This window comes from Ruegeria sp. N8 (genome assembly GCF_056531325.1).
The window spans coordinates 417952-430555 of record NZ_JBQFLQ010000002.1 but is presented as its reverse complement, the minus strand read 5'-3'; the positions used below and the strand labels follow the sequence as shown (position 1 = coordinate 430555).

Genomic DNA, 12604 nt, shown 5'->3' with positions numbered 1-12604 from the left:
GTAAGAAAAACACCGCGTTGGCGGAGCATATAAACAGGCGGACAGAAGCATGACATTGAATCTTTCGATGCCCGGGCACGATGAACTGAAGCCTCGGATTACGGTATTTGGCGTAGGCGGCGCAGGTGGTAACGCCGTCAATAATATGATTGAAAAAGAGTTGGATGGCGTGGATTTCGTCGTCGCCAACACTGATGCGCAAGCATTGCAGCAAAGCCAATCCTCGGCGCGCGTGCAGCTTGGCGTGAAAGTCACCGAAGGTCTGGGAGCAGGGGCGCGCCCGACCGTTGGCGCAGCTGCCGCCGAAGAGAGCATCGAGCAGATCGTCGATCATCTGGCAGGCGCGCATATGTGCTTCATCACTGCCGGTATGGGAGGTGGCACCGGTACGGGTGCTGCTCCGATCATCGCGCAGGCCGCGCGTGAGCTGGGCGTTCTGACGGTGGGTGTTGTGACCAAACCCTTCCAGTTCGAAGGGGCCAAGCGGATGCGTCAGGCCGAAGACGGTGTTGAAGCGCTGCAAAAGGTTGTCGACACGCTGATCATTATCCCGAACCAGAACCTGTTCCGTCTGGCGAATGAAAAGACAACATTCACCGAGGCATTCTCGATGGCCGATGACGTTCTGTATCAGGGCGTTAAAGGCGTAACCGACCTGATGGTGCGTCCGGGCTTGATCAACCTCGATTTTGCCGATGTGCGCGCCGTGATGGACGAGATGGGCAAGGCGATGATGGGCACTGGCGAGGCCACCGGCGAAGATCGCGCGGTTCAAGCCGCCGAGAAGGCGATTGCCAACCCGCTGCTGGACGAGATCAGCCTCAGGGGTGCCAAAGGCGTGCTGATCAACATCACCGGCTCGCACGACCTGACCCTGTTCGAACTGGACGAAGCCGCCAACCGCATCCGCGAGGAAGTGGACCCCGAGGCCAACATCATCGTCGGCTCGACACTGGATACCGCAATGGAAGGTGGCATGCGCGTGTCGGTCGTGGCCACTGGCATCGACGCCACTGAGAAATCCGAGGACGTGCCGGTTGCGCGCCGTTCGATGTCGGCTCCGCTGACCCGCACGGTTTCAGCAGAAGAAGAAGCGGCTGAAGAAGAAGCCCCGGCAGCGGTTGCCGAACCGATTGAGGCCGAGCCCGTGCGTGAACCTTCGCTGTTCGAGGCGACAGAGGAGCCATCCGAGCCCCGTTTCCAACCTCAGGCTGAACAGGACGATGATGGCCTGCCGCCTCCGGCTTATCAGCCACGTGTCGCCGAATTCGAGCCGACGCCCGAGCCGGTTGAGCCTGCTCCGGAAAGCTATGCGCCGCAGCCTCAGCCTGCAGCAGGCACTCCGTCGCCCGAAGCATTGCAGCGTCTGCAAGCCGCTGTACAGAACGTCCCTACGGGGGATCGCAGCCATATGGCATCGCGTCCGCAGCCCGCTCCGGCGCCGCAATCCGAGGCGGATCGCCCGCGGTTTGGCTTCAACCGTCTGATCGACCGGATGACCGGTCATGCGGCGGATACACCGGCCCAACCGCAGCGTCAGCAGCCCGTGATGCGCCAGTCTGATGCCACGGCTCCGGCCCATGATCAGGCCGATCCCGAGCAGGAACGGATCGAAATTCCGGCCTTCTTGCGCCGTCAAGCCAACTGACCGCGGTAACAAAATGCGTAAAAAGGGTTGCCTAGTGGCGGCCCTTTTTCGTTTCAAAACAACAGCATGCCCCGATGTAAGCAGGGTTTTGCCGATCTGTTACATTCATGTTTCATTCGGTTACAAAGAGTGAGTTGAGCCTTTCGCCTGCGTTCCTTAACTGAATGCCCAACACGGCTAAAGCAGGCCGGACACCACTCACCGAGGCCCACATTGCAACATACGCTCAAATCTCCGATCACGTTTACCGGTGTCGGGCTGCACAGCGGCAAGCCTGCAAACATGGTTCTCAAACCGGCAGCCGCCGGTCATGGCATTTGGTTCAAACGGACGGATATTGATCTGGGCAATGCGCTGATCCCTGCGATTTACGACGTGGTGGAGCGGACCCCGCTGTGTACGCGTCTGGTGAACGAGGCGGGTGTGTCGGTATCGACGGTCGAACATATCATGGCAGCGCTGGCGGGTTGTGGTGTTCACAACGCACTGATCGAGATTGACGGTCCCGAAGTGCCGATCATGGATGGGTCTTCGATCGAATTTGTACGCGGGATCATGACCAAAGGTGTGCGCCGTCAGGCCAGCCCGGTGTTGGCCTATGAGGTGCTCAAGCCCGTTACTGCCTCGCGTGAGGGGGCCAGTGCGTCGATTGCGCCTGCGGACGGTCTGATCATTGACTTCCACATCGACTTTGAAGATGGCGCCATTGGCCGTCAGACTAAAACGCTGGACATGCGCAACGGATCATTTGCGCGGGAACTCAGCGATTGCCGCACCTTCTGCCGTCGCATAGATGTTGAAGCGATGCGCGAAAACGGTCTGGCCCTGGGTGGCACGCTAGAAAACGCCGTGGTGGTTCAGGGGAACGAGGTTCTGACGCCGGGCGGGTTCCGTCGCGCAGATGAGGCTGTGCGCCACAAGATGCTGGACGCGTTGGGGGATCTCTACCTCGCGGGCGGTCCGATTCTGGGTCGTTTCACCGGCGACAAGTCCGGCCACTCGTTGACCAACACATTGCTGCGCACCCTCTTCGAGACGCCAGGCGCAGTGCGACCGATCCTGTGCACGGCCGAACAAGCCGCGCGTTTGCCCGGTCAGGGCCTGATCTGGGACGAAATCCCGGCTGTCGCCTGATTGGATCAACTCTGCGTACAATTCCGGTGCTGGCTTTACTAAGGCGTTTTGCCCCGGAATTATATGTGCTAAACCAAGCCTAAATCCGGGGTTCGCTCCGACAAGTAATACAACAAGGATAGGCGGAATGGGTGGCACCAGGGCGGCGGTCAGATTCGCGGGCGCGATTCTTCTGACAGCAGTTTTGTCAGCATGTGGCGGCCAAGGGGCCGACCGCAGCCAGAACCTTGAGGGGTTTACCCCCGAGCAAATTTTTACACGCGGTGAGTTTGAGCTGTCGCAGAATCGCTCGGACGATGCGGCGTGGTATTTCTCGGAAGTCGAACGCCTTTATCCCTATTCGGATTGGGCCAAGCGCGCGCTGATCATGCAGGCGTTCTCGTATCACTCGGACAAGAACTACGAAGAAAGCCGCGCCGCTGCGCAGCGCTTCATCGACTTCTATCCGGCGGATGAAGATGCGGCCTATGCGCAGTACCTTCTGGCGCTTAGCTACTATGATCAGATTGACGAGGTCGGGCGCGATCAGGGTCTAACCTTTCAGGCATTGCAATCTCTGCGCACGGTGATCGAAGTCTATCCGGACAGCGAATACGCAACCTCTGCCGTTCTGAAATTCGATCTGGCTTTTGATCACCTTGCGGGCAAGGAGATGGAGATCGGGCGTTATTATCTGCGTCAGGATCACTATACGGCGGCAATCAACAGGTTCCGCGTTGTGGTCGAGGATTTCCAGACCACCTCTCATACCGCCGAGGCGCTTTATCGTCTGATCGAGTCCTACCTGTCCTTGGGGCTGGTGGATGAGGCGCAGTCGGCCGGTGCGATCCTTGGGTTCAACTACCGCTCGTCGGAATGGTATGATGCGGGCTACAAGCTGCTGACATCGCGTGGGCTGAAACCCAGAAGCCTGGGCAACAACTGGCTGAGCCAGATCTACCGCCAGACCGTCAAAGGTGAGTGGTTGTAATCGTCATGACGAACGGCGTGGGACGCTAAGACCCGATGCTGCGCGCCCTTGATATCCGCGACATGCTAATCATCGACCGGTTGGAACTGACCTTCCAACCGGGCCTGAACGCGTTGACCGGTGAAACCGGTGCGGGCAAGTCAATTCTTCTGGATTCGCTGGGCTTTGTGCTGGGCTGGCGCGGTCGCGCCGAATTGGTCCGTCAGGGTGCTGCGCAGGGCGAGGTTGTGGCCGAGTTCGAGCTATCGGACGATCATCCCGCCCACGCCATTCTGGCCGAGGCCGGATTGCCCAGCGGCGAGGAATTGATCCTGCGCCGCGTGAACACCGCCGAGGGGCGCAAGACCGCGTGGGTCAATGACCGCCGCTGCTCGGGCGAGGTGTTACGGGCGTTGTCTGAGACATTGGTTGAGTTGCACGGTCAGCATGATGACCGAGGCCTGTTGAACCCGCGCGGGCATCGGGCGATGCTGGATGACTATGCCGGGGTCGCGGATGATCTGGCCTCGGTTCGTGCGGCCTGGAACGGGATGTCGCGCGCGCGGAAAGCGTTGGCCGAGACCGAGGCTGCCTTGGCCGCTATGCGCGCGGAAGAGGAATTCTTGCGTCACGCCGTGGCAGAGTTAGACAAGCTGGACCCACAACCGGGCGAAGACGCCGAACTGGACGCCCGCCGCCGCATGATGCAGGGAGCCGAGCGCATACGAGACGACGTGGCGCGGGCCTTTGACCTGCTGGGCGGAGACGGGGCTGAAGGCGCCCTGTCCGACGCAGTCCGTTGGCTGGAAGGCGTATCCGACAACGCGGGCGGTCAGTTAGAGGAACCCATCGCCGCGCTTGGCCGCGCCCTGATCGAACTGGGAGAGGCGCAGGATGGCGTCAATGTCTGCCTACAAGCTTTGGACTTCAACCCCGCAGAATTGGAGCAGGCCGAGGAGCGTCTGTTCGCCATCCGCGCACTTGGCCGCAAACATGACGTGGCCCCCGATGATCTGGGCGCGTTTGCCGATACGCTACGTGAGCGTCTGCACAAACTGGACGCAGGTGATGCCGATCTGGCTGATCAGCGTGCTGCGGTTGAGGCTGCGCAGGCTGCCTATGACAGGGCTGCGACAGCGCTTAGTAATGCGCGCCGGCAGGCAGCGGGGCAGTTGGATGCGGCTGTGATGGCCGAGCTTGCGCCGCTCAAGATGGAACGAGCGGTGTTTCAGACCGAAATATCTTCCACTGATCCCGGCCCCGAGGGCGCCGACGCAGTGGCCTTTACCGTTGCCACCAACCCCGGCGCACCTTCGGGTCCGCTGAACAAGATCGCCTCGGGTGGAGAGCTCAGCCGCTTCCTGCTGGCGCTCAAGGTCTGTCTGACCGGCGAAGATAGCGCCCGCACGATGATCTTCGATGAAATCGACCGCGGTGTCGGCGGGGCAACTGCCGATGCGGTGGGCCGCCGTCTGGCCTCGCTTGCGCAGGGCGGGCAGGTTCTGGTCGTGACGCACTCGCCTCAAGTAGCTGCGCGTGCGGCACATCACTGGCGGGTTCAAAAACAAGTCACCGAGGGGCAAACTCTGTCGACCGTCATCCCGTTGGCCGACCCGGACCGGGTGGATGAGATCGCCCGCATGGTTGCAGGCGACACCATCACGGACGAGGCGCGCGCCGCCGCGCGTGCCCTGTTGGACGCATAGACCTTCTCACCTGCGCGATCCCGCTTTTATCCGTGCCGCCCGTAGCTTAGTAAGGGGTAGGTACTGATCCCCCGAGGGCACATGAGCCAATCAACCCGCACCGTTTTGCGCAACCAGCTGCATCAGGCTTTGGCCGCCATAAAGGATGCATGGCGGGTGATGCGGCGGCGCGGACCCAGCCAGTTTCAGTTCTGGCTTATCGCGCTTGTGATCGGGATCGCAGCCGGGTTCATGGCGCTTGGATTTCGCAAGGCGATCCGCGCCTTGCAAGCCTGGGTCTATGATACGGAAAACATCCTACTACTCCACAGCCACGCCGAGATGTTGCCTTGGTTCATGATCCTGATCACCCCCATTGTCGGGGGTCTAATCGTGGGGATCATCCTGCACAGGTTCACCGATGACGGGAGGGTGCGCTCGGTCGCGGACGTGATCGAAGGAGCGGCGCTGACCGATGGTCGGGTCGAGCGGAAGGCCGGAGTCGCGTCTCTGTTTGCCTCGCTGATCACGCTTAGCACTGGTGGCTCGTCGGGGCGAGAAGGGCCAGTTGTGCACATGGCCGGGGTGATCTCGACCTGGGTCAGTAATCGTATCCATGCCGACGGGATCACCGGTCGTGACCTGCTGGGCTGCGCAGTGGCGGCGGCGGTTTCAGCCAGCTTCAACTCACCCATCGCCGGCGCATTGTTTGCGCTCGAGGTCGTGCTGCGGCACTTTGCTGTGCATGCGTTTGCGCCCATCGTGATTGCTTCGGTTGCGGGGACGGTGATCAACCGGCTGGAATATGGCGACGTGACCGAGTTTACTTTGGACACGCCCGGAACGCTGCAATTCTATGTGGAACTGCCCGCCTTTTTGATCCTGGGCCTTGTGTGCGGGCTGGTGGCGTTGCTGCTGATGCGATCGATCTTTTTCGCTGAGGATATCGGCAACCATATCCAAAACCGCCTATCCCTTCCGGGATGGCTGCGCCCTGCGGTGTCTGGGGCGATGCTGGGTCTGATTGCGATCTGGTTTCCCCATATCATTGGCGTTGGATATGAGACCACGATCCGCGCTTTGGCCGGGGATCTGACTTTGTCTGCCGCGATCCTGTTTGCCGTTATCAAAACTGTCGCCTTGGCGATCACAATGGGCGGACGTATGGGTGGAGGGGTCTTTTCACCCTCTTTGATGGTAGGAGCATTAACTGGGTTGGCCTTTGGCTGGATTGCTACGGGGGTGTTGCCGGATGTGTCGGGGACACCGTCGCTTTATGCTTTTGCCGGGATGGGCGCGGTGGCCGCTGCTGTGTTGGGCGCGCCGATCTCGACCACGTTGATTGTGTTTGAATTGACCGGTGAATGGCAGATCGGACTGGCGGTGATGGTCTCGGTCTCGATGTCCACCGCACTGGCCTCGCGCCTTGTGGACCGGTCATTCTTCCTGACACAGTTGGAACGCCGTGACGTGCATCTGGCCGCGGGGCCACAGGCCTATCTGCTGGCGATGCTGCGGGCGGGGGCGGTGATGCGCCCGATTGGCGATCCGCGCTCGATCACCAGGGAAGAGGCGCAGGCGCTGATCCAACAAGGCCTTTGTGTCAAGGCCAGCGCCACGCTTGAGGCGGCGATGCCCTATTTCGACCGGGACGACATTCCCTGTATCCCGGTCGTGATCATTGACGAAGACGGCTGCGAAAACCCGGTCGGCGCGCTGTTCCACATTGATGCGCTGAAAGCCTATAACCGCGCGCTGGCTGCCACGGCGGCCGAGGAACATTCCTAGCCGCGATAGACCGTCGCTGTGTCACCCAGATAATTGTCCCACGCAAACCAGTACGAGATATGTCCGGCCACGCGCGGCAATTCTGTGCCGTCTGGCCCGACCAGCGCCTCTTCGGTCAGGCGCCACTTTCCGCCCTTCTGGTCGACCAGCCCACCATCTGACGCGGTAAAGCGGTTGGACTTGCGCTCATAGGCGCGAACGGCGCGTTTGTCGGGGTTGCCGATCAGCACCAAGGGCCGGTTGGCAATCGCGTCATTGATCACCCGCGTGTTGCTGAACGCATCCAGCGGCCATGCGCGCGCCGCACCGAACTGGCGGATGGCGAAGACATAGTCCTTCTGCCGGTGCTGCGACTGATCGACCAGCGCCGGAAACATCAACTCGGACGAGGCGAAATAGTCGCGATATACCACACCCGACCCATAGTTGCGCCGGTGGCCGGTGCTGAGCGACAGAACCTGGGTCTTGGGATGCGACGCCTTCCAGCTTTGCCATGTGGTGATGACCACAGGGCGCTGTTTCAACTCGATCCCGCTGTCGACCAGAGGGCCGACGACCGGTTTGCCGGTGTATTGGTTCCACAACGAATGGGTCTCGCGGTCAAACATCAGCTTGTTCGAACGGTACAGGAAGCCCGATGAACCAAAGACAAAGGGCTTCCGCCGTCCTTCAACCTGGGTTTCAAACAAGATGCCCGACCCGCAGAGCGTACAATAGGCCAGCGCGACCGGGACGCCTCCGATCACTTCGTTGAACATTTCGTGCCAGCCCATGATGCGCAGCGGATAGGCGCGCTCATCCCCGTTGATCGAAACACCAAAAACCAGATCGCCGTCCTTCAGATAATCCGCATCCGAGGCAGAGATAAGCTTGGGATTGTCCAACGAAGGGATGCCGTCCTTTTGAACACCGCCCCATGTGATTTCTTCCAACCGGATCTTCATCTTGTCGCGTTGCAGATATTCGGGCCGCAGGAAATCGTCGAAATTCTGGTCGATGCCCAGCAACACTTCGCGCTTGAACGGGATAAGCGAGGGGTGAGGCACGACTTGCGGGTTCTTTTCCTGCCAGATCATCCAGTCGAACCAGTCGGTACCAATATCTTCGCCGGTGAGGGTGCGCATGACCAGGGTGATGTCATCGCTGCGGCGACGGCCATAGCGCATGGCGGTCAGCAGGGCGGGCACGACGTCAGGGCTGCCGCGCTCGACCAGAAATTTCATGCTTTTCTCGAAATCCGTGCGACTGCTGTAAAGCGTGGACCGAACCGCGTCCAGCACAGGGTCCGTTTGCGCAGACAGGGCACCGGGCATGGCTGTTGCGGCCCCAAGTAATCCTACAAAATTGCGGCGCGTTATTGACATTGCATCCTCCGGCTGATGATCGCGCGTATTCTGCCTTGCCGCGACCTAAAATGCATTCAACAGGCGCGTGAACCGGGCGTGAGCGGCCGCTTCCTTGATCGAAAACCGGTTTTGTCGGTAAGATTACGGAAAGCGACCCGGTTTCGATTTGAGAAATACAACCTGATTATTTCCGGGTTTTTGGTGAATTGACGACGCAGAAGTTTGCGCCACCTGATACGACTGATCTGATTTTGTGCCTAAACTCATATAGTTGGAGGCAATACGCGAATGAATTTGAAGAACCTCTCTTTGCGGGTCCCCGTGGCCCCTAACGCACATGTGCGTTGGTTCCGCGATAGTGTGTGCAACCCCTGCTTGTTGTCCGGTCCCTTTGCTGGTGCGCGATGAGTAAGTCCACAGTGATCAGCCCTATCGGCAGAAATTTGCTTGTGATCTTGGGCGGTTGCCCGGTTTCTGTTCCGGGCTGTGATTGTGGTTTGCACCGCTGGGGGCAAGCAGATGCGCGTGTTTGATGTTGCCGTCATAGGGGCGGGACCCGCCGCCTACGCCGCGCTGACCGCAATGCGCGGGCAGGCTTTATCTATAGCGGTCATAACTGGAGCAACCAAACGCTCCAATGTCGAAGGTCCGCCCAAAATTGTTTCGGTCGCCTATGAGCGCCAGCAACCTGCGCACCTGACGGAACGCACCGTTGTGTCCGAGGGAGCACCACCACTGTTTTCTTCAGCCGAGATTGGGGGATTGGCCAATTATTGGGGCAAGCAGTTGCAGCTCTATGACAGCGGTGATCCCTGGGGCGACGGCCCTTTTCTTGAAAGCTGGAAGGATTACAGCGCCGCCTGCGATACGGTGCAGGCCGACCTCGAAATAACTGGCGGTGTCCGGCGAGAGCATTTGGATAACGGATTTGAAAAAAGCGCTCCACGGTTGTTGACCGGAACCGCGCAGGCACCGGGGTCCGGGCTTGATGCCATGGCTCTGGCATTCAAGGCGCGTCTGAATGAGCTTGAGCAAGTCGAACCTATTGATGGGCGGGTGCATCGGATTGAGGCCCGCGAGGGGCTGGTCTCAATAGAACTGGACGGAGGCGATGTGCTTCAGGCACGCTGTGTCTTTCTGGCGGCAGGTGTGTGGGGCACGGCCAGCTTGCTGATGCGCAGCGTATCGCAACTCAACCGACTAATGTTTCGCGACCACGCGCCCTATACGATCAACTGCTTTCGACTGAATCGCGCTTTGGGCTCGGCCCGCAGCTACGCGGATCGGGGGAATTTCAATGCGCTGACGTTGAAACACAAGGTGGATGGGCGCTGTGATATGTTCGCCTCAGTCTACGCGGTGTCACAGGCGCCGATCAGTTTGTTGACGGCCACTTTCGGACTGGGGCCGCATCTGAGGGGCAAGCGCATCGGTCGCCTGATCGACTTCGTCCAACCCGTTCGGATATGGACCCCCAGAACACAGGTTCAATTGCGCTATGATCTGCACCATACAACGGTCGAAGCTGTTCGACTACCTGACCCTGACGGTGACACGCAGCTGCAGCGCCTGTTGGAGTGGCTGTCAGCGCATAGGGTGCGCCACACGCTTGGGACAACTGCACCGGGTCAAGGGTTCCACTACCACGACCTGACTTTCGGCCCGAAAGAAGACCCAGTCGATGATGTGGTGCGATCGGCATTTAGCGGTTTAGTTCGGGTTGTCGACGCCTCATGTTTGCAAAGGATCGGATGCCCTCCGCATACATTGACGTCGATGGCACAAGCTTTTGCACGGGTACGGCACGACCTTCAGGCAAACCAAGCAATGCGGAGGGCGATTTAGCCCGGTCGTCCTAGATTTGTTCGACCTTGACCGACTCGAGGCGATAGAACGCGATGTGATCCTTGATCTCGGCCACGGCTTGGATTGGGTCCTCATAGCTCCAAGCCGCGTTTTCTGTAGTTGAGGACTTATTGACGATCGAGAAATGCGTGGCGTCGCCCTTATGCGGGCAATGGGTGCTTTTGTCCGTGCGGTCCAGAAAGGCCATGGCGATATCGCTGCGGGGGAAGTAGATGACCGGTTCCAAATCACCTTCCAGCAGTTCAAGCGCATTGGTGGTTTCGCCCAAAATGGCACCGCCCGAACGTACGCTCCACTTGCCTGACGCTTTGCGAATGGTGATCTCGGTCATAGATATTCCTTCCCCTTAAGTTGTTTCGGGCCTCTCCTCTGCCCTGTGAGTGTGACAGTCTTGTGTCAGATCGGCGCGGTTGCGGCATCCAACCACAGTTGCGCGGCTGGGCCCAGCCTGGGTCGGATTTTTTCCGTAACGTCGCGGTGATAGGCGTTCAGCCAGTCACGCTCAGCCGCGCTGAGCATTTCGACCACAATCAACCGACGGTCGATGGGCACAAATGTCAGCGTTCGCCAGTTCAACATCGCCCGCTCGTCGTCGCCACCGGGTAGGGCAGGGGCCTCTTGCACCACCACGAGGTTTTCGATGCGGATGCCAAAAGCCCCTTCGCGGTAATAGCCCGGCTCGTTTGACAGGATCATGCCCGGCTTCAACGGCACATGGCTGACGCGCGACAGGCGCTGAGGGCCCTCGTGCACGCTTAGATACGCGCCCACGCCGTGGCCGACGCCATGGTTGAAATCCTGCCCCGCCGCCCACAAGGGCGTTCGCGCCACGCATTCGATATCTCGTCCGGCCAAGCCCACGGGCCAGCGCAGCATCGACATGTCGATCATGCCTTTCAGAACGCGGGTAAAGCAGGCTTTCTCTTCGTTCCCAACCTCGCCAATGGCGATGGTCCGGGTGATATCGGTGGTGCCATCAAGATACTGACCGCCGCTGTCCAGAACCAGAATATGGCCGTTTTCCAGCAGGGTATCGGTTTCTTCGGTCACGCGGTAATGCATGATCGCCCCATTGGGACCGGTGCCCGCGATGGTGTCGAACGAGATATCCTGAAGCACATTGTCCTTGCGGCGGTTGTCCTCCAGTCGCGTCACCACCTGCGTTTCGGTCACACTGCCGGGGTGCTGCGCGTCCAGCCAGCACAATGTCTCGACTACTGCAACGGCATCGCGCAGATGCGCCTCGGCGCTGCCCGCGATCTCGGCTGGGTTCTTGCAGGCTTTGGGCAGGGCACAGGGGTCGCCACCATCGACGACCTTGTCCTGCACCGCATCAGCCACGATCTGCGGCAGCGTTCCCAAATCGACCTGAACCGGCCCCTCTAGCGCGGCAACAGCGTCAAGAAACGCCTCGGGCGTGTGTAGCCGAACCTGAGGCTCCAAGGGCGCAGACAGTTTCTCTGCCGCCATGAACAGATCGACACCTCCATCTGCATGCAAAATGGCAAACCCATGGGCCACGGGGTTATATCCGATATCCGAGCCACGTACGTTCAGCAGCCACATGATCGAATCCGGTAAAGTGATCACGGCTGCCCCACATCCCGCGTCACGCAGTGCGGCGGCCAACCGAGCGATCTTGCTGTCCGAGGTCTCGCCCGCAAATTCAAGCGGGTGCACCTTGACTGGGTTCATCGGCGGGGCAGGCTGATCGTCCCAAATGCTGTCAACCAGATTGGCAGAACGCACCAGCTCAATCCCGGTACCTGCCAGATCCTTTTGCGCGCCGGCGATCTGAGCCGCCGCGTGCAGCCAGGGATCGAACCCCACCTTGCCACCTTGGGGCAACTGATCCTTCAACCACGCGCTCAGGGTGGTTTCGGGCCAGTTGACCGGAGTATATTCCGGCGCGACCTGTGCCTTGACCTGCGTGCGATAGCGCCCATCGACGAACACCCCGGCGACATCGGTCAACGCAACACAAAACCCGGCCGATCCTGTGAAGCCTGTCAACCACGCCAAACGCTCATCCCGAGGGGCCACATATTCGCCCTGATGCGCATCCGAGCGAGGGACCAAAAACCCGTCCAATCCAGCCTGAGCCATCTCTGTGCGCAAAGCGGCCAACCGGGGTGGCCCTTGTTCGGGGCGCGCGGTTACGGCAAAGGATTGGAACATTTATTACCTC

General features: G+C 59.9%; 9 protein-coding genes. 6 read left to right on the top strand and 3 right to left on the bottom strand.

The features are described from left to right. Nucleotides 1-49 precede the first annotated feature (49 nt). From ftsZ to ACR0C5_RS06160, 5 genes are all read left to right on the top strand, one after another. Nucleotides 50-1648: a cell division protein FtsZ gene (gene ftsZ, locus ACR0C5_RS06180; RefSeq protein WP_170769221.1), complete on the top strand. Its 1599-nt coding sequence runs from the start codon at nt 50-52 to the stop codon at nt 1646-1648. Nucleotides 1649-1861: 213 nt separating this feature from the next. Further along, complete coding sequence (lpxC, locus tag ACR0C5_RS06175; RefSeq protein ID WP_170769222.1) at nt 1862-2782, top strand: UDP-3-O-acyl-N-acetylglucosamine deacetylase; 921 nt, start codon at nt 1862-1864, stop codon at nt 2780-2782. A gap of 127 nt (nt 2783-2909) precedes the next feature. Continuing rightward, entirely contained in the window at nt 2910-3752 is an 843-nt protein-coding gene (locus ACR0C5_RS06170) for an outer membrane protein assembly factor BamD (protein WP_170769223.1), read from the top strand. Between the two features lie 35 nt (nt 3753-3787). After that, nucleotides 3788-5437 (top strand): DNA repair protein RecN, encoded by a 1650-nt coding sequence (gene recN / locus ACR0C5_RS06165; protein ID WP_170769224.1) that lies wholly within the window; start codon nt 3788-3790, stop codon nt 5435-5437. An 81-nt stretch (nt 5438-5518) separates the two neighbouring features. Further along, a complete protein-coding gene (locus tag ACR0C5_RS06160; protein ID WP_170788335.1) occupies nt 5519-7204 on the top strand; it encodes a chloride channel protein in 1686 nt (561 codons plus the stop codon). On the opposite strand, the gene ACR0C5_RS06155 is transcribed toward ACR0C5_RS06160, so the two are convergent. Then, a complete protein-coding gene (locus ACR0C5_RS06155; RefSeq protein WP_480875305.1) occupies nt 7201-8568 on the bottom strand; it encodes a DUF3179 domain-containing protein in 1368 nt (455 codons plus the stop codon). The two genes, ACR0C5_RS06160 and ACR0C5_RS06155, sit on opposite strands and share 4 nt — an antisense overlap. Nucleotides 8569-9069: 501 nt before the next feature. Between ACR0C5_RS06155 and ACR0C5_RS06150 the strand changes: the two genes are divergently transcribed. Next, nucleotides 9070-10395 (top strand): hypothetical protein, encoded by a 1326-nt coding sequence (locus ACR0C5_RS06150; RefSeq protein WP_170769227.1) that lies wholly within the window; start codon nt 9070-9072, stop codon nt 10393-10395. 10 nt (nt 10396-10405) lie between these two features. Here the strand turns inward: ACR0C5_RS06150 and ACR0C5_RS06145 are convergent, their stop codons facing one another. After that, entirely contained in the window at nt 10406-10747 is a 342-nt protein-coding gene (locus tag ACR0C5_RS06145) for a DUF427 domain-containing protein (protein ID WP_170769228.1), read from the bottom strand. Between the two features lie 65 nt (nt 10748-10812). Then, nucleotides 10813-12594 carry an aminopeptidase P family protein gene (locus tag ACR0C5_RS06140; RefSeq protein WP_170769229.1) on the bottom strand — a complete coding sequence of 594 codons (1782 nt, stop codon included), beginning with the start codon at nt 12592-12594 and terminating at the stop codon, nt 10813-10815. Nucleotides 12595-12604 lie beyond the last annotated feature (10 nt).

Excerpts from the sequence above, each read along its gene's own strand:
- ftsZ (WP_170769221.1), top strand. The coding sequence starts at position 50 with ATGACATTGAATCTTTCGATGCCCGGGCACGATGAACTGAAGCCTCGG.
- ACR0C5_RS06170 (WP_170769223.1), top strand. The coding sequence starts at position 2,910 with ATGGGTGGCACCAGGGCGGCGGTCAGATTCGCGGGCGCGATTCTTCTG.
- recN (WP_170769224.1), top strand. The coding sequence starts at position 3,788 with ATGCTGCGCGCCCTTGATATCCGCGACATGCTAATCATCGACCGGTTG.
- ACR0C5_RS06160 (WP_170788335.1), top strand. The coding sequence starts at position 5,519 with ATGAGCCAATCAACCCGCACCGTTTTGCGCAACCAGCTGCATCAGGCT.
- ACR0C5_RS06155 (WP_480875305.1), bottom strand. The coding sequence starts at position 8,568 with ATGTCAATAACGCGCCGCAATTTTGTAGGATTACTTGGGGCCGCAACA.
- ACR0C5_RS06150 (WP_170769227.1), top strand. The coding sequence starts at position 9,070 with ATGCGCGTGTTTGATGTTGCCGTCATAGGGGCGGGACCCGCCGCCTAC.
- ACR0C5_RS06145 (WP_170769228.1), bottom strand. The coding sequence starts at position 10,747 with ATGACCGAGATCACCATTCGCAAAGCGTCAGGCAAGTGGAGCGTACGT.
- ACR0C5_RS06140 (WP_170769229.1), bottom strand. The coding sequence starts at position 12,594 with ATGTTCCAATCCTTTGCCGTAACCGCGCGCCCCGAACAAGGGCCACCC.